The 22,050-nt window shown below is 69.7% G+C and carries 13 protein-coding genes and 1 pseudogene; 6 read left to right on the top strand and 8 right to left on the bottom strand.

Going from position 1 to position 22,050, the window contains the following annotated elements; genetic code table 11:
• Positions 1–85: 85 nt before the first annotated feature.
• The gene (locus AB0H88_RS46365; protein WP_357655729.1) at positions 86–4,105 is read left to right on the top strand and encodes a hypothetical protein; all 4,020 of its coding nucleotides are present in this window, start codon (positions 86–88) and stop codon (positions 4,103–4,105) included.
• Positions 4,106–4,240: 135 nt separating this feature from the next.
• Here the strand turns inward: AB0H88_RS46365 and AB0H88_RS46360 are convergent, their stop codons facing one another.
• Together AB0H88_RS46360 and AB0H88_RS46355 are read right to left on the bottom strand one after the other, a co-directional pair.
• A complete protein-coding gene (locus AB0H88_RS46360; protein ID WP_357655873.1) occupies positions 4,241–6,952 on the bottom strand; it encodes a BTAD domain-containing putative transcriptional regulator in 2,712 nt (903 codons plus the stop codon).
• Positions 6,953–6,970: 18 nt separating this feature from the next.
• Positions 6,971–7,168: pseudogene (locus AB0H88_RS46355) on the bottom strand (winged helix-turn-helix domain-containing protein); the annotation flags it as partial.
• 259 nt (positions 7,169–7,427) lie between these two features.
• Here AB0H88_RS46355 and AB0H88_RS46350 point away from each other — a divergent pair.
• Positions 7,428–10,634: a WD40 repeat domain-containing protein gene (locus AB0H88_RS46350; RefSeq protein ID WP_357655726.1), complete on the top strand. Its 3,207-nt coding sequence runs from the start codon at positions 7,428–7,430 to the stop codon at positions 10,632–10,634.
• Here AB0H88_RS46350 and AB0H88_RS46345 read toward each other — a convergent pair.
• Complete coding sequence (locus AB0H88_RS46345) at positions 10,625–11,821, bottom strand: MFS transporter (RefSeq protein WP_357655724.1); 1,197 nt, start codon at positions 11,819–11,821, stop codon at positions 10,625–10,627. The two genes, AB0H88_RS46350 and AB0H88_RS46345, sit on opposite strands and share 10 nt — an antisense overlap.
• An 88-nt stretch (positions 11,822–11,909) precedes the next feature.
• Here AB0H88_RS46345 and AB0H88_RS46340 point away from each other — a divergent pair, with 88 nt between their 5' ends.
• Positions 11,910–12,356, top strand: a complete 447-nt coding sequence (locus AB0H88_RS46340) for a helix-turn-helix domain-containing protein (RefSeq protein ID WP_357655721.1) — start codon at positions 11,910–11,912, stop codon at positions 12,354–12,356.
• A 15-nt stretch (positions 12,357–12,371) separates the two neighbouring features.
• Here AB0H88_RS46340 and AB0H88_RS46335 read toward each other — a convergent pair whose 3' ends face one another.
• Together AB0H88_RS46335 and AB0H88_RS46330 are read right to left on the bottom strand one after the other, a co-directional pair.
• Positions 12,372–13,382, bottom strand: coding sequence for an aldo/keto reductase (locus AB0H88_RS46335; RefSeq protein ID WP_357655720.1), 1,011 nt, complete (start codon positions 13,380–13,382; stop codon positions 12,372–12,374).
• Complete coding sequence (locus AB0H88_RS46330; RefSeq protein ID WP_357655717.1) at positions 13,379–13,825, bottom strand: VOC family protein; 447 nt, start codon at positions 13,823–13,825, stop codon at positions 13,379–13,381. The genes AB0H88_RS46335 and AB0H88_RS46330 overlap by 4 nt, the downstream gene beginning before the upstream one ends.
• 154 nt (positions 13,826–13,979) lie before the next feature.
• Here AB0H88_RS46330 and AB0H88_RS46325 point away from each other — a divergent pair, with 154 nt between their 5' ends.
• Together AB0H88_RS46325 and AB0H88_RS46320 are read left to right on the top strand one after the other, a co-directional pair.
• Positions 13,980–14,558, top strand: a complete 579-nt coding sequence (locus tag AB0H88_RS46325) for a helix-turn-helix domain-containing protein (RefSeq protein ID WP_357655714.1) — start codon at positions 13,980–13,982, stop codon at positions 14,556–14,558.
• 247 nt (positions 14,559–14,805) lie between these two features.
• Positions 14,806–16,272: an MDR family MFS transporter gene (locus AB0H88_RS46320; protein ID WP_357655711.1), complete on the top strand. Its 1,467-nt coding sequence runs from the start codon at positions 14,806–14,808 to the stop codon at positions 16,270–16,272.
• A gap of 46 nt (positions 16,273–16,318) precedes the next feature.
• Here AB0H88_RS46320 and AB0H88_RS46315 read toward each other — a convergent pair whose 3' ends face one another.
• Positions 16,319–16,606, bottom strand: a complete 288-nt coding sequence (locus AB0H88_RS46315; protein WP_357655709.1) for a phosphopantetheine-binding protein — start codon at positions 16,604–16,606, stop codon at positions 16,319–16,321.
• A gap of 167 nt (positions 16,607–16,773) precedes the next feature.
• Here AB0H88_RS46315 and AB0H88_RS46310 point away from each other — a divergent pair, with 167 nt between their 5' ends.
• Entirely contained in the window at positions 16,774–18,990 is a 2,217-nt protein-coding gene (locus AB0H88_RS46310; RefSeq protein WP_357655706.1) for a lantibiotic dehydratase, read from the top strand.
• Positions 18,991–19,064: 74 nt separating this feature from the next.
• On the opposite strand, the gene AB0H88_RS46305 is transcribed toward AB0H88_RS46310, so the two are convergent.
• Together AB0H88_RS46305 and AB0H88_RS46300 are read right to left on the bottom strand one after the other, a co-directional pair.
• On the bottom strand, positions 19,065–21,362 hold the full coding sequence (locus tag AB0H88_RS46305) for a lantibiotic dehydratase (RefSeq protein ID WP_357655703.1): 2,298 nt from the start codon (positions 21,360–21,362) through the stop codon (positions 19,065–19,067).
• A 19-nt stretch (positions 21,363–21,381) separates the two neighbouring features.
• A partial coding sequence (locus tag AB0H88_RS46300) for a phosphopantetheine-binding protein (protein WP_357655701.1) occupies positions 21,382–22,050 on the bottom strand: 669 nt, incomplete at its 5' end.

Here is a 22,050-nt window from a genome sequence, read left to right as displayed (position 1 = left end):
TCTGGCGGCCCCCGCTTCCGCCGCCGAACCACCCGGTCCCGAGGCTGACATCGCCGCGCCCCGCCATCCCGGCGGCGGCCCGGCCATGGTGGATGCCCGTCAGCGAGATGGCCTGCTGGGCAACGGGTGGCAGCGGTCGGGCGATCTGATCTGGACGACCTCCGGGGACGGCGACGGCCTGCACGTCCTGGTCGCCGAGGAGAAGGACGGGTATGCCTGGCGCACCGTCGCCACGCTGTCCGAGCCGGGGTTCGAGGCGGATCAGTGGATCGGCAACGCCTGCTTGACGGGTGGCGGACGGCGGATCGTCGTCGTCTACGCCCCACGGACCTTCACCAACAAGGAAGAGCTCTCGGCGCGGGGCGGCTTCACGGCCGTGGTCGACCTGGTCAGCGGCAGTGTGCGGAAGCTGCCGGTGCAGACGTCCCTGGCCTACTTCAACCCCGGATGCGGAGCCGGGGAGTCGGCCGTACTCATCCAGGAGGGCGTGCAGGACCAGGCGAAGACGCGGGGCAGGACCCGGCTGATGCGGGTCGATGCCGGCAAGGGCCTGGTAGGCGCGCCGCTGGAGTTGGCGGGGCAGGTGACCTCTCCGGTCCCGGTCCAGGGCGGGGTGGTGGCCGCCGACGGCAGGCGGCTGGTCATGGTGACGGACAAGGGGAAGCGCGTTCCCTTACTCCGTACCCGTGACGTCCCGTTACGGCTTCATGTGGACGCCGGCGGCGGCGTGGTGTTCATGGACCACGACAGGGACGCTGCGGTGGTCCGGCGGACCGTTGTCCCTGAGCAGCCTCGGGCCGTGAAGCCTGCCGAGATCACGGACCTGGCCACGGGGAGATGGGGGTCGGTTGGCATCTCCGCCGGCTCGGAGGGGCGGGTGTTCCTGACCGGTGACGTCGCCGCCACCGCGCGGCTCTCCCCCTCCGTCACACGGCTCGACGCCTCAGCGGGGGCGCAGGTCTCCACCCAGGGGCGCGCCGCCCTCACCTCCGTCGACTGGGCAGGTAGCACCGACCCCCGGACGCCGGTCTCCTCGCCTGCGGCTCCGAGGCCGGTCAATGTCGCCATGCGGGTGACGGCCACGGGCAAGACCGTTGGCTTCACGGTCGACACCGCCCACCCGACCTCCCCCGAACCCGCTTCGGGCCGCGAAGCAAGTCCAGCCCTGAAGCCTGCGAAGCCGTCCGCGAAGGTCACTGCGGAGAGCGGTTCCTCGAGTGATCCGGTCGAGGGCGAACGGACATGCTCGGTTCCCCGCAACGATCCCCGCAACCAGGCGTTGCAGCCGAAGCCGCGGCAGGTCGAGTGGGCGGTGGACCAGGCCGTCCGAGGCGCGCTCGCGAACTTCGAGCGGAAAAAGGACTGGAACAACCTCGGGATGCCCTTGTACACCCCGCAAGGGCTGTTCCCGCGACCCGGCCTGGTGGGGGGCGGCTACATCCCGGCGCAGATCATGCTCGGTGTGACCGCCCAGGAGTCCAACATGTGGCAGGCCACCCGCCTGGTCGTTCCCGGCGAGACCGGAAATCCCCTCATCGGCAACTACTACGGTCTGGCAATCTACAACTCCAACCCCGATGACGACTGGGATGTGCACTGGGACAAGGCGGACTGCGGCTACGGCGTCACCCAGGTGACCGACGGGATGCGCCTGCCCGGCAAGGGGCAGTCGACGAAGCCGTACGACCAGCAGCGGGCGGTCGCGCTGGACTTCGCCACGAACATCGCGGCCGGGGTGCAGATCCTGGAGCAGAAGTGGAACCAGACCGCCGGTGCCGGCATGAAGATCAACAACGGGGACCCGTCGAAGATGGAGAACTGGTTCTTCGCGCTCTGGGCCTACAACAGCGGCTTCTATACGAACCAGGGGGACGGCTTCTGGGGCGTCGGATGGGCGAACAACCCGATCAACCCGCGGTACCCGGCGGACCGTGCGCCGTTCCTGGAAAGCGGATATACCGACGCCAAGACCCCCCAGTACTGGCCATACCCGGAGAAGGTGCTGGGCTGGGCCGGGCATCCCATCGAGGCTCTGGAGTCGCCCAACACGTACGTGGTGGGTTTCCGTCCCGCTTGGTGGAACGGCACCGGCACCACTGCCCCGCAGAACAGGTACAACGTCAAACCGCCGCGTGAGCTGTTCTGCAACAGCTCCAACGCCTGTTATCCGGGCGAGAAGTTCCCCAACAACCTCAACGAGCCCGACGGGCCGTGCAGCCAGAGCGACCTGCGCTGCTGGTTCCACCAGTCGGCGACCTGGAAGAGTGACTGTTCCTACAGTTGCGGCAACGAGACACTCCGCTTCGATCCCGGCTACGCCTACCAGGACAACGGAACCGCCTATCCGCCCGCGTGCAGCGCGACGGGCCTGCCCGCCGGCTCCCTCATCATCGACAGCATCTCCGGCGGTACCCCCACGCCTCGCTGCGGGACCACGGGCACCAATGACGGGCAATTCGCCTTCACCTTCGCCGACGATGGGCAGGGCCACTATCCCTCGAAGATCGACCTGCACCAGATCGGCGGCGGCTACGCCGGGCACTACTACTTCGGCCACACCCGTGACCCGGGCCGCAGCACGATGCGGATCAAGGGCACCTGGACGCTGGGCAAGTCTCTCAGCCAGCCGGCCCAGGTCCTGGTCCACCTGCCGGATCACTACGGCTACACCAAGGAGGCGACGTACGAGATCGAGACCGCCAACGGCGTGCGGAAACGGACGATCTCCCAACAGGTCAACGCCAACCAGTGGAGGTCTCTCGGAGCGTTCATGTTCGACGGCGTTCCCAAGGTGACGCTGAGCACGGCGGTCGACGGGGCGGAAGGGGACGAGAGCATCGTCTTCGACGCCATCGCGGTCCGGCCCATCAAGGGCACCTTCGCCGAGCACACCGTGGACGCGGTCGCGCTGTTCGACGAGAACCAGGACATCGACTCGAGCTCCACCTTCAGCTGGGTCAACTCGCCGCTGGTCAGCCGCAGCGCCCTGTACAACTGGGGGCTGAAGACCTCCGGCGATGTGACCGCGTTCCCGACCTGCGACTCTGAGCCGAGCCGCACGTGCGCGATGCCGAAGATCAAGGCGGCCATGCAGGCATGGCACCAGCAGGTCGTCGAGGCCGGCACCGATCCGGTCAACCATCCGCCCGGCAAGGCGCTCAACAACTGGATCCACTTCGCCAATCCCTACACCGACCGGCCCACCAGCTCGACCAAACCCTCCTGGTTCGACTCGCGCGACACCAGTTACAAGGTCAGGGCAAAGGCGACCGTCTCCTTCGTCAAGGCGGACGACGGCACCATCGTGGACGGCAGCCAGTACGTCGACTACGACGACCGGACCGGGGACACCGTGCTTCCCGCGTTCGTGATGAACACCTTCCAAGCCCTGTACGACGACTACGGCATCGTCCCGCCCGACCTCACCTACAGCGTCGCCGACCTCAACGAGCATGACGGCAGGGTCCGGACCGCCACGGCGAACGCGGACGGCATCCTGCCCGGACGCGCCTACCTGGCCACCGGCAAGCCGGTCGCGCTCGTCGACAACGGCACGTGTGTGGCGGCCAAGTCCGTCTCCGGCGGCTTGATCGGATACCGGCCCATGCTGGGAGTGTCGAGGGTGGGCGACGAAACCGCCGCGTGGCTGGCGCGCGTGTCCACCGATCAGCGCCTGCCGGCCGAGGTCCAGCAGGTGGCGATCGAGGTGTACAACATGTTCTTCGCCACCTCGGGCGCGACAGAGGCGCTCGGGTCCATCTTCAACAACGCGCCGCCGATCTGGCAGCAGCTCGACTTCAAGGTCTGTGCCGACGGGCAGGTCCGGCAGAACGGCGGCAACCCGGTGCTGCGCTCCAGCTTCATGCCGGACCAGTACCTCTACCACAACGGCCAGGCGATCGACCTGACCGGGCAGCCGACCGGCAGCGCCGCACCGGCCGTCAAGGGAGATTTCGGAATGTTCACCCGGGCGCCGAGAAACGGCGGCGCGTGGGAGAGCGCCTACGGCGCCTGCACCGGATCCGGGCAGGCCGGCAACCCCTGGAACCTGTCGATGCCGGAAGCGGCCGGCATCGATCCGGGCAGCGTCCACCTGTGCGAGTAGCCCGCACTCCACTCCTCATCCGGGTCTCCGCCGCCCTTGCCCGGCGGCGGCGGCCCGGATGGCGGCGGCCTGGTAGCGGAGGTCAGCACGCAGGCGGCCTGGTAGCGGAGGTCCGGCACGCAGGCGGCCTGGCGGCTACAGGCCGCCTGCGTGCTGGACCTCGGCGAGCCGGTCGAGCAGTCCCGCCTTCGTCTCGGCGTCCCCGACGCTCGCGCACAGACCGATCGCACGGTTCACCATGTCGAGGGCGTGGCCATGATCACCCAGTTCCGCCATCAGCGTGGCGATCTCGGTCAGCGTACGGACCGCACGGGCGCTGTCGGGCACCTCATGCGCCATCGCGCCGGCCTGAAGAAGGAGGTGGCCGGCCTTCTCACGCTCTCCGGCCTCAAGGTGGCTACGAGCCAGGCCCTCCAGCGCGGACACTTCGGCTCGTGTGTCGCCGGTCGTCGAAAGCAGGCGGACCGACCGGGAGAACGCACCACTCGCCGCAGCGTAATCCTGCTTGCTCAGGTAGGTCATCCCCAGCCAGTAGTGGATGTAGCCCTCGACCGGCCCGCTGTCGACACTGCACGCGAGGAGACGGGCCTGGTCAAGGGCGCCCTCCGCTTCCCCCACATCGAGCAGCGCGAGGTGAGTCTGCCCCATCTGAAGAAGAACGTGCGCTTCGGCCAGCGGATCCGCCCGGCCGCTCAGCAACGCGTACGCCTCACGGAAATGCCACAGTGTGCCGCGTAGGTCACCCTGACCCCGCTTGGCGATCCCCATGCCCACATCACAGAGCGCCAGCGCCCGCATGTCACCCAGATCGGCCAGATTCGCCGCCGCCTGGGACAGGAAGCCGAGGGCTTCCTGGTAACGGCGCTGGTATATCCGAAGCGCGCCCATATGGCTCAGAACGATGGCCTCGCCCCGCCGGTTCGCGTACCGCCGGGTGGCGGCGAGCGCCGTGTCGTGAGTGACCTGCCAGTCGTCGAGGTAGCCGTACGTACCGAAAAGGGTTGTCGAGGTGACCGCCAGGTCCCAGCACGCCTCGTGCGCACCCTCATCGGCCGCCTGGGCAATGAAGCCGACCAATGACTCACGTTCGGTGTCCCACCACGTCCACGGATCGGCCAGCAGACTGTCACAGTGGGACGGGTCCAGCGGCCACCTGGGGAAGTCGCCGTGATTGAGCAGGAAATTCGCCCCATAACTGGTGTCATGGGCGCGATCGGCCAACGTCAGCCAGGCGCCCAGCAGCCGCGTCGTCGCCGCCATCCGCTCGTGCGCCGTCAGATGAGCTTGTCCCAGTTCTCTGCTGTAGAGATGGATCAGATCGTGAAAGCGGTAGCGAAACTGTCCGGCGCGGTCCCGGCCCGCCACCTGGAGGAGTTGGTTTTCGACGAGCAGCTCGACGTGCTCCTCGGCCTCGGGCAGCGAGGTGTCGAGAAGGGGAGCGGCCAGCCAGGCGGCGAAAGTACGCACCCGCAGCAGCCCCAGCAGCTGGAACAGCCGCTGGGCCCCGGGAGGAAGCCCCTGGTAACTCAGGTTGAAGCCGGCTCGTACCGTGGTGGAGCGGTACTCCAGCTCGGCCAGTCTGTTCCGCTCGTCGGCCAGCCGCTTCACCAGCAGGTCGATCGTCCAGTGCGGTTTGGCCGCCAAGCGGGTGGCGGAAATCCGTAACGAGAGGGGATGACGTCCGCACAGCGCGGCCAGGCGCCGTACCTCTTCGGGCCCGTCGCTCGTCCGCGCCGGCCCGATGACGTCCGCGAGCAGCTCGCCGGCCTGCTCCTCGGTGAACAGGTCGAGCTCGAAGTGATGCGCTCCGGCAAGCCCGGGAAGCCTCCTGCGACTGGTCACCAGCACCGAGCACTGGTGGCCGCCGGGCAGCAGCGGTTCGACCTGTGCCTCGCTTGCGGCGTTGTCGAGCACCACCAGCATGCGGCGGTTCGCCAGCACGCTGCGGTACATCGCGATCCGATCCCCTGGCTCCGTGGGCACGTCCTGGCCGGAGACTCCGACCCACCGCAGAAAACGCTGCAGCACCTCGGCTGGATCGAGTGGCCGGGCCTCGGAGGAGTGCAGATCCACGAAGAGCTGCCCGTCGGGGAACCGGTCCTGCATCTGATGAGCCAGATGGAGCGCGAACATGGTCTTCCCGATCCCTGCCATGCCGGAGATCGCGATCACGGTGCCCCGGTTGCGCGCCCTGCCCTGACGGAACAGCTCACGCGCCCCAGTCAGCTCCTCCTGCCTTCCAATGAAATGCGGCAAGTCAGGCGGTAACTGGCGGGGAAGGAGGACCGAGGCCCGGTTGGCCGGGTTGGGGCGCACGTCGGTCTTCGTGGTGGATTCAGCGGGAGGAACAGTGCTGTCCAGGATCTGCGCGTGGAGTCGGCGCAGTTCTCCTCCGGGTTCGACGCCGATCTCCCTGACGAGCAGCTCACGCACCTCGATGTACGCCTTGAGCGCCTCGGTCCGGCGACCGCTGTGATACAGGGCGAGCATGAGCTGGCCCCACAGCCGCTCGCGCACCGGATGCTCGGCGAGCAGCGCCTGATGCTCGACGATGACCTCCTCGTGGGCGTTGCGGGCCAGCCGGATGTCGGCCCACATCTCCCAGAGCTGCAGCCGTGCCTCTTCCAGCCTTGTGGCCTCCGCCGAGATGACCGGAGTCGCCGGAACGTCGTCGAAGGCGGAGCCTCGCCACAGCCCGAGAGCCTGGTCGACCCACGCGGCGACGTCCTGGTCGTAACCAGCGGAGGCCCGCGCCCTGATCCGTGTCACGGCGTCGTCGAATGTCCGCATGTCGAAGTCGGCGGCGTCGGATAAGACGAGCTCGTATCCGTTCGTGTAGCTGACCACCGCACCAGGCGCGCCTTCTTCTAAGGAGCGTTTGAGCCGTGAGACGAGTGATTGCAGTGTCTGTTTCGCGGACGCGGGCGGTTTCTCGTCCCAGACCTCCTGAATCAGCCGGTCGATGGAGACGAACTGATTGGCCCTGCTGAGGAGAAGCGCGAGTACCGTACGTTGTTTCGGGGCCTTGATAGGTATCTCTGTGTCGCCTCTCAGCACCCTCATGGGACCGAGCACCTGGAACTTCAACAATGGCCTTCCTCCCCGAACACGGCCTCTGGTTGATGTTCACCTGAGGGCCCTTCCTGCAATCGGCGAATGTTCAGACGACCACGGGCTCGGTGATGTTCAGGCGACTCCACGTACCGGCAGAGGTGGCCAGGGCGGGCAGGTGCGGCCTGTATGTGATCGTTAGCTCGCGAACCGGGGCGAACGTTTCGGCGCCCCGCGTCGTTGATCCTCTAGGCGACGAAGGGGGGCGCGGATGGCGCGGGCAGGGGCGATTCCCGGTACGGACGGGTGGGTCGAGCGTTCGGCGGAGGTGGATCGGGTCGTGGCCGCGCTGACCTCCGGGGACGGCGGCCTGGTGACGATGGTCCCGGAGGTGGGCGGCGTGGAGGGGATGGGCGTCACCGCCCTCGTGGCGGCCGCGCTGCGCCGCCCCGAGGTGGCCGGGCATTTCACCGAGGGCATCGGCTGGGTCAACGCCGGCGGCGAGGGCCCGGAAGAGTGGGCTTCCGAGGTGATCGACGTTCTGGGCAGCCTGTATGGCGAGGAGGATCAGCTCCTGTCCCGGTTTGACGACATTCCGGACATCCACGACGAGGACGCGGTGTCGGAGGCCCTGGATGAAGTGATCTTCAAGCCCGGGGCCCGGCTGGTGGTGATCGACGGCGTGCCGAACGCGCGCCTGGTCGTGCCGCTGGTCTCCTGGGTACCGGGGTGGACGTGGCTGGTCACCACCGCTGTCGCCGATGACCTGCCGGAGTTCGGCGTCACGCTGCCCGTCGGGCCGATGACGTCGGCGCAGGCTGTCGAGCTGCTGCGTCGCGACCTGCCCGAATTGACGGAGGCGGCGGCCGCCCGGCTGGCGGAGCTGACCGGTGGCTGGCCGCTCGCCCTGGCCATGGTCCATGGGGCGATCGCCGAGCAGGTCGGCACGGGAGAACCGGCCGGCGCGGTGGCGGCGCGGATCGCGGGGCGGATCGCGGAACGGGTGGATCTTGCCGACCCCGCTTCGCGCGCGGCGCTGATCGGCGCTCTCGTGGATCACTCCGTCGGCAGGTTGCGCTCGGTCGATCCGTCCGCCGCCGAGCGGTTCCTGGAGCTCGGCCTGTTCGGCGCGGACGAGACCGTTCCCCTCGGTGTGGCCGCGATGATGTGGAGCGCGGACGGCGGCATGACACGCGGCCGGCTCGACGCGCTGATCGCCAGGCTGGAGAGCCTGTCCCTGCTCAGGCGGCGTATCGATGAGGCGAATCTGGTGCTCGTGCGCGAAGCGGGCGCCCGTGTCCGCGAGGTGCTCGGCCCGGAGGGCCTGACCCGGGCGCGCCGGGCGCTGATCGACGCCGACATGGAGCAGGACCCGGAGGATTGGCTCGACCTGCCCGGCACCAGCGAGTGGCTGCTGCGGCGCATCGCCGGCCTGTACGCCGACGCCGGAGACATGGAAGGGCTGCGGGAGGTGGTCTGTGACGGGCTCTGGCTGGCCGGCCGGATCCAACGGTCCGGCGTCGAGGCGGCGATGGCGGACCTGGCCAGGGCAGGCGCCGGACCGGCCGAGGCGCTCGGCCGTGTCCTGGGCGGCTCGGCCCACGTGCTGGAGTCGGCTCGTCACGGCATCGGCGTGGACGTCCTGGCCACGCTCGCCGCCCGCCTGCACGCGATCCCGGGCCGGCCCGCGGAGTTCCGCAGGTGGCTGCAGGCTGACGGCAGGCCTTGGCTGGAGTCCCGCTGGACGCCGCCGGGCCTGCCGCATCCGGCGCTGCTACGCACGTTCCGCCATGGCTTTGTGGGGCTACCCGACCTGGCGATCAGCGGGGACGGAGCCTGGCTGGCGGCCGCGGGTGATGCCCTGGTGCCGCGCTGGGGCTTGGACGGCGTACGGCCAGACAGCCTGCTCGGCCACGAGGCCATGGTCACGTCGGTGGCCTCGGCTCGTGACGGCTCCTGGCTGGCCACCGCGAGCTGGGACGAGACCGTCCGCCTGTGGGAGGCGGACGGGACGCCGCGTGCGGTCCTCACTGGTCATCCCGGCGGCGTCGAGGCGGTGGCGATCGCGCCGGACGGGACATGGCTGGCCGCGGCCGGGGACGGGTTCCTGTGGTTCTGGGGGGCCGACGGGACGCTGCACGCCCGCGTGGAGGAGGGCGACGAGTACGAGCGCATCGCCATCTCCCCTGACGGGACATGGCTGGTCACCACCGGGCCAGGCGGCGTCCACCTGTGGAACGCCGACGGGACGCACCGGGCGACCATCCTCGAGGACGACGGCGCCGAAGCGGTGGTGATCGCGCCCTCGGGAGAGTGGCTGGCGCTGATCGGCGACGAGGACGGCGTCCTGCTGGTGAACGCCGACGGCAGCCGGCGCGCCCTGCTCGACGTGTCCTGCGGCGGCAGAGCCCTTGCCGTCGCACCGGGCGGCGACTGGCTCGCGGTCACCGACTTCGACGACAACGTGGTGATCGTGGACCTGAGCGGAGCGGTACGCGCCCGCCTGCACGGCCACACCGCCGGGATCCACGCTTTGGTGGTCACGCCCGACAGCGGCCGGCTGGCCTCGGTCAGTCTCGACGAGACGGTGCGGATCTGGGATGTGGACCTGGCCTTGCGGGAGGCTCCGGCCGAGCCCGGCGGCGGCCGGCACACCCCGTATGCCGTCGCGGTCGTACCGGACGGCTCCTACCTCGCCACGGCCGGGCCGGACGGCGTCCGCTTGTGGAATGCCGACGCGAGCCCGCGCGGGCAGGGGCCCCGGGCGTGGGCGGAGAGCGTGGCGGTCTCCCCCGACGGGACGTTCCTGCTCACGGGCGATGGCGACGGGCTCATCCTGGTGCTGGACGCGGACGGCAGCGTGCGCAGGACCGAGGCCGTGCACTCCGACAGACCCACGGCCGAGCTGCCGTCGGCGGCGATCGCGCCGGACGCCGCCTGGATGGCCGTCGCCGCCGACGACGAGGTCCACGTCCTGACCCGGGACGGTGAGGGGTCTGTGGTCCTGGGACCGTACGACGACGACGTCCGCGCGGTCGCCATCGGCCCGGACTCCACCTGGGTGGCCGTCGCGGCGGGCCGGGAGGTACGACGGTGGACGCGGGACGGCCGCCCGCTCGGCCCCGGCATGGAGGCGGACCAGGACGTCCAAGCGCTGGCGGTCGCGCCGGACGGCCGGTATGTGGCGGCGGGCACGACGGGCGGCGTTGTCGAGCTGTTCGACGTCATGGAGGGCGAGCGGGTGGCGCGGTTCGGGCACGACGACCAGCTGACCGGGGTGGCCTTCTCACCGGACGGCACCCGCCTGGCCACGACCGCGGCCAACGGATGCCTGCGCGTGTGGCACTTCGGCCTGCGCAGGTCCGAGAGCGGGATCGTGTTGGACGGCGCGCTGCACGGTGTCGCGTGGTTCCCCGACGGTTCGGGGCTGTGCGTGGCGGGCGCGGCGGGGCTCGCGGGCTTCACCTATCACCGCTGATCAGCGCTCAGGACGCCGGGTCTGGCAACACTGTCGAGGGGCGGTCGCCTGCCGGTCGCCCAGACGGCCAGCGCGCAGGCCGCGAATCCGGCCCCGAGGAGACTGGAGCCCGCCCAGCCGTGGGCGGTGAACATGGCGGTGGTCGCGGCCGCGCCGAGGGCGGAGCCGAGCGAGTAGAAGACCATGTAGCCGCCGATGACGCTGCTGGTGCGATCCGGATGCGCGGCGGTGAGCAGGTGCTGGTTGCTCACATGTACGGCCTGGACCGCGAAGTCGAGGACCACGATTCCGACGATGAGGAGCCACAGTGACCACGGCAGCCGCGCGATCGCCGCCCACGAGAGGATGAGCAGGGTGAGCGCGAGACCGGTGACCGGGGCCGCCCGTCCCGCGTCCGCCCAGCGTCCCGCGCGGGCCGCGCCGAGTGCGCCGGCGAGTCCGGCGAGGCCGAACAGTCCGATCTGGCTCTCGGTCAGCCGCCACGGCGGGTCCGCCAGCGGCAGGGACAGTCCGCTCCACAGGGTTCCGAACGAGGCGAACAAGAAGAACGCGATGAGCCCGCGCGTCAGGAAGACGCGCTGCCCGAACAGCCCGCCGAGTGAGACGACGGCCCGCCCGTACCCCGTAGGCCGGTTGGGGCGTTCCTCTGACGGCAGTACGGCGAGGACGAGGGCGGCGAGCCCGAGTGACAGCACCGCGAGCACGGCATAGACGCTCCGCCAGCCCCACACCTCGGCGAGCGTGCCGGCGACGATCCGCGCGCCCAGGATGCCGATCACAACACCCGAGGTCACGACGCCGATGTTCCGTCCGCGTTCGGCAGGCGGCGAGACCGACGCGGCGTAGGCCACCGTGGTCTGCACCACGACCGCGAACACCCCGGCCACCGCGATCCCCACGAACGCCACCCACGCGGCTGACGCCGAGGCCGTCAGGGTCATGCCCACTGCGGTGAGCGCCAGGTGTACGGCGATGAGCCGGCGCCTGTCGACCACATCGCCAAGCGGCACCAGCAGCACCAGCCCTGCCAGATAGCCGAACTGGCCGGTCGCGACGATCCACCCGGTGAGCTCCGCCGACACACCGAGGTCGCGTCCCATCGGCTCCAGAACCGGCTGCGCGGCATAGATGCTCGCCACCGCGACACCGCACACCATCGAGAGCAGCAACCGCCGCCACACGCCCATCGCACTCCAAATCCCGATCAGTAGCAGATTGCAACCAATTTGACCGTAGGGCATAATGGTTTCAATTCGCAACCGATCGGGAGGTGTCGTGTCGAGCATCATCAACTCCGACTGGACCGACCCGGAGTGCCCGGTCGCCCGCACGCTCGACCTCGTCGGCGACAGGTGGAGCCTGCTCGTCGTCCGCGACGCGATGGACGGGGCACGATCGTTCACCGAGTTCCAGCGACGCACCGGCATCGCCCGCAATGTCCTCACCGACCGTCTCCGCAAGCTCACCGCTCACGGACTCCTCGCTCAGCGCACCGCGTCATCGGGGCGCCGCCAGGAATACGTGCTCACCGAGGTCGGCCGCGACCTCTTCCCGGTCATCCTCACCCTGCGGCAGTGGGGAGAACGCCACGCCTTCGCCCCCGGAGAGACCCACTCCACCCTTGTCGACCAGCACGGCACCCCGGTGCCGGAAATCGCGCCGGCCAGCGCCGACGGCACCCTCCTCGACACCGACACCACGCACGTGCGGAAGGCCCCATAGGAAGCAGTCTGCTTGTCAGCGTGGGTCGACGAGCGACGAGCCGAAGACCCACGAAGACGTCTGGTTGATGAAGTCCCCCGGGAATCCCAGCGCGAAGCCGGTGGCCTGTTCCAGGACGGCGATGCTTTCGGGCGGCAGGGTGAGGTCGGCGGCGGCGAGGTTGTCGCGGAGTTGGTCGGTGCTGCGCGCCCCGACGATGGGGTGGACGGCGTGGGAGCGGCTCGTCGTCCAGGCGATGGCTACCTGCGAGGGCGTGACGCCGAGGTCGTCGGCGACGTCCTGTACCACTCGGGCGACGGCGTGGTCACGAGCCGAGAGCGATTCCGCGCTGAGCCGGCCACCGGTCGCGGGTCCATCGGGGCGGATGTACTTGCCGGACAGCACGCCGCCGCCCAGCGGGCTCCACGCGGTGACGCCCAGTCCGAGCGACTCGGCCATGGGCAGCAGCTCGCGTTCGATGTCGCGCTGGAGCAGGCTGTACGGCACCTGGAGACCGATGAACGGACTCCAGCCGTGCCACTGCGCCAGCGTGTTCGCCCGGGACACGATCCAGGCGGGGGCGTCGGAGATCCCTACGTACAGGACTTTGCCGGCCCGGACCTCGTCGTCCAGCGCACGCATGGTCTCCTCGATCGGCGTGGCGCGGTCCCACATGTGCACCCAGTAGACGTCCACGTAGTCCGTGCGCAGCCGGCGCAGGCTGGTCTCCAGCGACGCCCGCAGGTTCTTGCGATGGTTCCCGGCCGCGTTGGGGTCGGCGCGGTCGCGTGAGACGGTGTACTTCGTGCCGAGCACGAACGACTCGCGCCGGCCCTCCAGCAGCTCGCCGAGTATCTGCTCGCTGGCCCCGTCGCGGTAGTTGACGGCGGTGTCGATCATGTTGCCGCCGGCCTCGGCGTACAGGTCGAGCATTCGCCGGCACTCCGGCAACGGCGCGCCGACGCCTCCCTGCTCGCCGAAGGTCATGGCGCCCATGATCAGCTCGGAGACCCGCAGACCGCTCGCGCCCAGCGTGCGGTACCTCATGCCGTCGCCGATCCGCTGAACAGCTCCGCGGCGCGGGAGACGATCTCGTCGTGCGGCACGTCGCGGATGCGCTGGTCCAGCGCCCAGCGATGCCCGAACGGGTCGAGCACCTGGCCGGTGCGCTCACCCCAGAAGGCGTCGTGCACCGGCTCGAAGACCGTGGCTCCCGCCTTCAGCGCTCGTGCCCAGGCCGCGTCGACGTCCAGGACCGGTAGGTGAAAGGCGGCGGAGGTGCCACCGAGGGCGGCCGGGGAACGCATCCCCAGCGCGGGCATCTCCGCGGCCACCGCGAGGACGGTGTCGCCGAGCAGGAGGTCGACGGTCAGCGTGCGGCCGCCGGGAAGGGTGATGCGGTTGGTCTCGCGGGCGCCCAGAGCCTCGGCGTACCAGGCTGCGGCGTGGTCGGGGTCGGTGACGACCAGGTGGATCGCTATGTGTGCCATGAACCGCGACCATACACAATGTATGGACATGGCGTCTAGACGCGTTGTCCGTACAGGCGGTCGTATGCTGGATCGCATGTCTGCCAAGCGCACCGCACAGTCCGCTCGCCGATCTGGAGCAGCGCCGGCCGCCGCGGAGCTTCGGGAGCGCATCATGTCGGCGACGCGCGAGCTGCTGCGCGAGCGCCGCTTCGACACCCTGAGCGTGGCCGACATCCTGACCGCCGCCGAGGTCTCCCGGGCCAGCTTCTACTTCTACTTCCCGAGCAAGCAGGCCGTACTTGGCGAGCTGGTACGCGCCGCCGTGGCGCAGGGGCAGCAGGCGGCGCAGCCCTGGATCGGCGGGCAGCAGGACCCGGCGGCCGCGCTCCGGGCCGGCGTGAGCGACGGCGCCCGGCTGTGGCGCGCCAACGCGGGCGTCCTCATGGCGATCGTGGAGAGCTGGGGCTCCGACGATGGCCTGCGGACCCTGTGGCTCGAACAGATGGACCTGTTCACCGAGGCCGCCGCGGCCCGCATCCGATCCGACCCGGAGGCGCTCCGGCAGCTCGGCGACGTCGACGTACGCGCCGTGGCCGCCTCACTGACCTGGTTGGGGGAACGCCTCTACTACCTCGCCGCGGCCGGGGTGCCGCCCTTCGACGACGAGCAGGTTCTCATCGACGTCCTCACCAATGCGTGGACCGCGATGCTCTACGGCCGGTCGGCCGATCGGCCGGCCCCGGAGCGCTGAGCGCCGGCGGCTGAGCGCTGAGCGGCTGAGCGGCTTGGCGCCGCACTGACCGCCATCCGGAGATCGTCATCCGCCGCCAGTGAAAACCGGGTGACATTTCGCATCACTCGCCGGAATGCTGGGGCAGGGGCGATGAGTTTTGTCGGTGGTGCCGGTCAGTCTTTGCATGACGACAACTTCTTGTGAGACCCAAGGCTGCGACGCCAGCCATGACCACGTCATGTCCGACAACCAAGATCGAGGTTCCGTGCCCAGCCCACAGCTCGACTCACCCGCCAACTCCGCGGCCGCCGTTCGAGGTCGTACCCCGGCCGTGATCCGGCTGCTGGTGCTCGCCACATTCGTGGTCATTCTCAATGAGACGATCATGATCAATGCGATCCCTCGGCTGATCGACGCGCTGCACATCACCGAGCAGACCGCGCAGTGGCTCTCGACCGCCTTCATGCTGACCATGGCCGCTGTGATCCCTATCACCGGATGGTTCCTGCAGCGGGTGTCCACGCGCAGCGCGTACACCACCGCGATGGGCTTGTTCCTGCTCGGCACGGCGTTGGCCGCCGTCGCGCCGTCGTTCGAGGTGCTGCTCGGCGCCCGCATCATCCAGGCGTCCGGGACCGCGGTGATGATGCCGCTGCTGATGACCACGCTGATGCAGGTGGTGCCCCAAGAAGAGCGGGGCCGGGTGATGGGCAACGTCACCCTGGCCATCTCGGTCGCGCCCGCGATGGGTCCGGCGGTCTCCGGGGTGATCCTGCAATTCGGGTCCTGGCGGCTGCTGTTCGCCGTGGTGCTGCCCATCGCCGCCTTGATCACGTGGCGTGGCCTGAAGCAGCTCAAGAACGTCGGAGAGACCGAGTTCAGCACCATCGACTGGTTGAGCGTGGTGACCGCGGCGGTCGGCTTCGGCGGTCTGGTCTATGGGCTCAGCCGGTTCGAAGGCGGTGACGTGGGCGTCGCCGCCACGATCGTGGGGGCCGGTCTGGTCGCCATCGCCGTCTTCGTCGTGCGCCAGCTGTCGTTGCAGAAGCGCGGCACGCCGCTGCTGGACCTGCGCACCCTGCGCCACCGCACCTACACGGTCGCGCTGATCATGATGTCGGTGGCCTTCATGGCGATGCTCGGCTCGATGATCCTGCTGCCGCTCTACCTGCAGAACATCCGCGGGCTCACCCCCCTGGAGACCGGACTCCTCGTGATGCCGGGCGGCCTCGCGATGGGGCTGCTCGGTCCGATCGTCGGCCGCCTGTTCGACCAGTACGGCGGCCGGGTCCTGGTCGTCCCCGGCGCGATCGGCATCACGCTCGCGCTGGCCGGCTTCACCCAGATCACGATGACCATGCCGTTCTGGCAGCTCCTCGGTCTGCACGCGCTGCTGATGGTGGGTCTGGCCGCGACCTTCACCCCGGTGTTCACCATCGGGCTCGGCGCGGTTCCCCCGCCGCTCTACTCCCACGCCAGCTCGATCCTGAGCACGCTGCAGCAGGTCTCCGCGGCCATCGGCACCGCGCTCGTGGTCACCGTGATGAGCGCGCGAGCCGAAACCCTGAGATCCGAGGGAGTCACGCAGGTGCTCGCCACCCTCGACGGCATGCGGCTGGCCTTCATCATCGGCGCGGTGCTGTCCGTGGCCGTGATCGTCACCGCTCTGCTCCTCCCGGCCCGAGCGGCCAGCGCCGGCGAGCACGAGGACCAGCCGATGCACCCGGCGTGACGGCGGCGGCGAGCTCGAGGAACCCGGCACGGAGGTCGGCCTGCGGCTAGGTGCGGGTGGCGCTGTCCATGGCCTGTTCCACGAGTTCGGCGAGTCGGGTGAGCGTCGGAGCCTCGAAGAGCGGGTCGAGCGGGAGGGAGACACCGAAGGACTCAAGAATTCCGTGGTGAATTCGGGTGATCAGCACGGGATCGCGGTCAAGAGTGCGGAGGTCGTCGTCGAATCCGGCGGCGGCACCGAGCACCTCCCTCAGGATCTCCGTGAGCCGGAAGACGGTCGAGGCGCGGGGGCGAGGCGCCCGGCCTCGGGTCTGGCGCGGCCGGCGATCGGTCATGGAGCCCCTTCCTCGGACGGCAGGCTCCTCCCTATTCCAGTCCATCCTTCGTGGCCATCGGGAGTCCGATTTCGGAGAGGTCCACTTTTGGACTACTAGCTCCGAAGGGATGTCCCGTGGCTGAATGACCGTGTCCAACCAACCATCGAACCGACGATAGGCAGGGCATGGCTGAACCCGCCTGGCGGCTGTGGCCGGACATCGTGTTGCGTGGCGCGGGACTGCCGGTACTGGAACTGCTGCGACTCGCCGACCCGGAGACCGCGGCCCTGGCCCTCGACCCCGGCAGCACCGCCGAGCAGATCGAGCTCTCCTGGCAGGCGGGCGCCGAACGCGCCAGCGCGGACCTCCTTGATATCGCGCAGGGCGACTCCTTCACGACCGCGCTGCTCTGGCAGAACCCTGAGATGATCGGCCAGCTAGTCGGCTGGCTGCTCCGGCATGAGCACCCTTACGTGCACAACCGGGACAGACGCCGCAAGGAGGCCACGCTCGCCAGATACGCCCAGCGCTACCACGTCCGCAACGAGACCATCGGCTCGTTCGGGCCCTACGTCTGGTTCCGGATCGACAGCGGCGGCACGTTCGTCCGTGCAGGAGCGCGTCTGGTCTCCAGAAGGTCGGTTCGTTTCGAGGACTGGGCGATCGACGCGCTGGCGGAAGCCCTTTCGGCGGACGCTGCCACGCGCAGCGGGATACCGGCGGCCCGACGCCACGGCGTCATGGTCATGGGGCGGCAGGTGATCCGTCCCGGCGCCCCGCCTCACAGGTTGCCCGCGGCGGACGCGGCCGTTCTCGCCCGCCTCGATGGCGTCAAGCTGGCCGTCGACCTGGCCGACGACCTGCGTCGGCGCAACCTGACCGAGATCCAGGGCGAGCGCGATGTCCTCGCCGCCCTCGAACGACTGAACGACGCCGGCCTGATCATCTGGAAGTACGACGTACCGCAGGACGCGTGGCCGGAGCGGGCCCTTCAGAATGTCCCCGCGGCGGCGGAGGCCCTCGGCAGGCTCGAAGAGGGCCGTCGTCGGCTCGAACTCGCGGGTGACCGGCCTGAGCCGCTGGCGGCCGCCTTCCAAGCTCTCGACGCCGACCTGGTCGAACTCACCGGCGGACCCGCCGTGCACAGCCGAGACCAACGGCCCATGGGCAGACGCGCGGCGTACGAGGAGTGCGAGCGGGATCTGGAGCTGCGGCTGGGAGCCGATGTCGAGGCCGCCTTGCTGCCCCCCATGCACCTGATGCTGGCCGGCGCACAGTGGCTGACCTGGCGGTTCGGCTCATGCCTCGAAGCGCTGGTGGGCGAGATCTTCGATCGGACGGCGGCCGGGGCACCCGTGCCGCTCGGGTTGCTGGTCGGTCAGTTCTTCGAGCGCATGGGAGACCACTCCTGGTTCGTGGCGGCGACGGAGGAGTTCCAGGACATCTGGCATGAGCTCCTCGCTTTCCAACCGGGCACCCGGCGCGTCACCAGGCGGTCATCCGACCTCGCCGACCTCGTCCGCACCCGGTTCGCCGCACCCCCTCCGACCTGGTACGGCGCTTGTCACCACAGCCCCGACGTGATGATCGCCGCTCGCGGCCCCGAGGACCTGTGCGCGGGCAGATACGAGTTCGTCCTGGGCGAGCTCCATCCCGCGATGGTCACGGTGGACTCGGTGTCGTTCGCCGAGTTCCATCCCGATCCCGCACGGCTGATGCGGTACGCGGAGCAGGCCCTGGCCAGACACCCGCGGCTCGTACCGGTCTATCCCCGGACGGGAGAGCTGACCGGACGCGACTACCCCACCCCCGAGCTCTACTCCGATCGCTATTGGTATCTCTCCTTCTCCCCTGGCAATGGCGAGCGGCCGACGCCTCGGGGCCGCCTGCTGGAGCTGTCGAAGCTCATCGCGGAGCGTGATCCCGACCTCGTCGTACGCACGCCCGACGGCGGACGTCTCACGATGCTCGATGTCTTCGGCGAACTCGCCCAGGACGCGCTCGGCAGCCTGTTCCGCCCGTTGCGTCCGCTGCCGCACACGCCGCGCGTGACCATCGACCGGCTGGTCATGGCGCGGGAGACCTGGCGGGTGCCGGCCGCCGAGATTCCGCATCGCGGATCCGGGGGCGCCGCCTACGCCGCCCTGCGACGCTGGGCCGACGCGCACGGGATGCCGCGGTTCGTGTTCTGGCGGGCCGCGTCCAGGACGAAGCCGAGATACCTCGACTTCGACAGCCCGCTGTTCGTCAACGACTTCCTCACAGAGGTCCGCAAGGGACGCAAGTCCGGCGGGGTCATCTCCATCACCGAGATGCATCCGGACCCCGCGCACACGTGGCTGCCCGACGCGCAGGGACGTACCCACACCAGCGAACTGCGCCTGGTCTTCAGTCAGGACTGAGTGTCGGCCACGACAGCGTTGGCCACGACAGCGTCGGGCACGACCAGTCAGGGCTGAGCGTCGGCCACGACCGGTCAGGGCTGCGTGTCGGCCACGACCAGGCGGAACTCGCTGGTGTATCGCCGTCCTTCGGCATCGCGCAGCCACAGCAGACCGGGATCGGGAAGCATCTCGGTGAGCGTCACCACCTGGTCGGGGCGCTCCCGGCGGGCCCGCCTGACGATCGCGGCGAACAGGTTGACCAGCGCGGGACTCGCCAGATCGAGGTAGATCGGCTTGGGCTCCCCCGGAGTGCGCCAGAACAGGTGTCGTGGCAGACCGAGCCGGCGCGCCCACGCCCGGACGGCGGCGAACGCCTCCGCCTCGCCGGTGCCCGGTCCCACCGGAATCTCGGCGGCCGGGCGCCGCCACGACTCGCGGGCGATCACCATCCGGTCGACGGTGACGCGTGGCGTATGGCCGAGCGGCCGCATGAGCTGGAAGGCGTCGACGACCAGGTGGCTCAGGTATTCGCCCAGGACGTCCAGCAGCGGGGATGCGAACCCGCCGGACCGTCCGGTGACGACGAGACCCGTGTCGCTCTCCGCGACCACGAGCCGGTCGACGGGCCAGACCCGGTGCGGTGGGACGGGCCGGGCGCCGGTCCGCGCGCCGAAGGACAGGTACAGGTACTGATCCGAGACCAGGTCGGGAGTCGGGTAGGAGCGGCCGGTGATGCCCGGCGTGCCGCGCGGATACAGGGGGACGAACCTCGGCTGGTCGTGATCGTGTTCTTCGGACGCGGCGACGAGCCTTTCCGGCTTCGGATGCCATCGCGAGAAGGTCAGGGAGTCGAGCGTCTCTCTGGCGATGTGCATCTCCCCCATGACGAGGAAGAAGCGGCCGGCCGCGAACTCTGCCGGGCTCTCCGCGGCCACCATCACGTCGGGGCTGTGGCGCGCCGCGCCGTACCAGGGCGCGCGGCTGGGCGCGGGGAACGCCCTCTCGACAGCCTGGGCCAGTGCTCCCGAGGTCCGTTCGACCCGAGAGGGGGTTTCGTCATAGTCCAGGATCTCCTGCCAGCGCTCCCGCAGGCCGGCGATGACCGGATCGAACGCCGGGCTGCCTTCCAACACCGAATAACCCCGCGCGAGCACGAGCCCGAGCGGTACGCGGCCATCGTGGGAGGCGAGGTCGGCACCGAGCTGCCTGACGACATCACGCAGCGTCGACTCGATCACCGCCGCCAGTTCGCCGAGCAGCCATCGAACGCTGGTGAGGAGCAGCGACATCGGCGCCTCGAAGGCATCGAGGAAGGTACGGCCCAGCGTGACATCGACGTCTCGCCGGCACTCCTCGTGCGCCAGCCTCCTCCCGGCGCGGTACTGGCCGTGCCCACGCCTCGCCAGGCTCCCCGTCAGCGCCTCGAACTCCTCGTCGAGCGCGGCGAGCCCTTTCGCCAGCGGCTCAGGACGACCCTGCGCCTGCTCCAGATCCGCACGCAGCCGCTCGAACCGGTCGACGACCGCCGGCAGCGTGCCCCGTGAGGCCGGTGGCAGCGTCTCTAGCTGCGTGCGCAGCTCGTCCATCGCCGAGGGCCCCTGCGAGACGTCGAACCGCCATCCGATGATCCCGCGTTCGGCGAGCTCGGCCAGCCATGCGGCGACGCGGACCTCGTCGTACGCGCCGGCCCCGTGCTTCCAGGCCAGCTCGGTAGTGATCATGCGGAGGTCCCGCGAACCGTCGCAGCACGCGGCGACCCGCGCCAGATCGGCGGACAGGACCTCGGTGGACAGGTCGGGACGCGCCACGATCCGGCCGTGCAGTCGGACACCCAGGGCGAGCGCCGGCGGGAGATGGCGACGCACCTCCGGATCGGCCGCGAACGCCCGGGCCAGGCCGTCCACCGCCCAGTCCTCGAAGTCGACCTGGCGGGCGCGGATCAGGCTGGGGCCGATACGCACGTCAACTGACGGTCCGTCCAGCTCGGCCCAGGCCGCGGGGCCGAATGCGCCGATGGTCTCGTTCTTCGCGTGATAGCGCTGGAGATAGTTGGCGAGCGCCACTTCCTTGCGGCGCCGCCGTTTGTTGCGCTCGGACGTGTCCCCGTGGCGTTTGAGCCAGTCAACGACATGTTCCAGGATGTCAGGATTTTGCCAGACAAGGGCGGAGCGGATCGCCTCCGTCTCAGCGATCTGGATCATGCGCTGTACGCCGCGCGACGTACCGGTCTCCCAGGCGCGCAGGAACGCACCGTCGTCGCCCGGATCGTCCGCGAGGGCGGCAAGAGGCTCGTCGGCCAGGTCCTCCAGCGCGGAGAAGGGGAAGCCCGCGCTGCGCAACCCCACGTCGCGCCAGATCCACCACTGTCCCTGCGACATGGGCACCCGCATCTTGACATGTCCTCTCAGATCACACGCGTCGCCGGGCCGCGATCCGGCGCGAACGCTCGGACGTGGACCGGCCTCGCGGCCGGCGCTCGGAGCCGATCAGGTCTTCGCGCTCTTGCGCCAGCCCACGGGCCAGCGCCTGGATGGTGGGATTCTCGTAGAGCGTGATCAGCGAGATGGCGGCGCCCAGCTCCCGGCAGACCGCCGTGTGCAGGCGGATCATCTTCAGGGACGTACCGCCGAGATCGAAGAAATTGTCGGTGATACCCAGATCGGTGACGCCGAGGACGGATGACCAGATCTCCGCCAGGTGCCGTTCGAGTGGGCTCTCCGGCGGCTCACGATGAGCCGACGCCGTCGGCTGCGCCCGCTCGGGCAGCGAGGACAGATCTATCTTCCCGTTCGCGGTGACCGAGAGCCGCGCGACCTCGATGATCTCCACTGGTACCGAGGGGGACGGCAACACGGCCGCGAGCCGCGAGCGCAACGAGGCGACGGCCGGGCGGTGAGCCGCTGACGGTACGACATAGCTCACGAGCTCGTTCCCGTCCGCCCCGGGCCGGACCACGGTCACCGACGCCGCGACCGCGCGGTCGCGGGCCAGCACCTCGTCGACCTCGATCGGGTTGACCAGGAAACCGCGGATCTTGACGAGGTCGTCGGCCCGCCCGAGATAGGCGATCGTCCCGTC

Origin of the sequence: Nonomuraea sp. NPDC050680, from assembly GCF_040654555.1 — a bacterium.
Lineage (GTDB): Bacteria > Actinomycetota > Actinomycetes > Streptosporangiales > Streptosporangiaceae > Nonomuraea.
The sequence above is the reverse complement of the archived record's forward strand: the minus strand, read 5'-3'. Positions and strand labels throughout refer to the sequence as shown.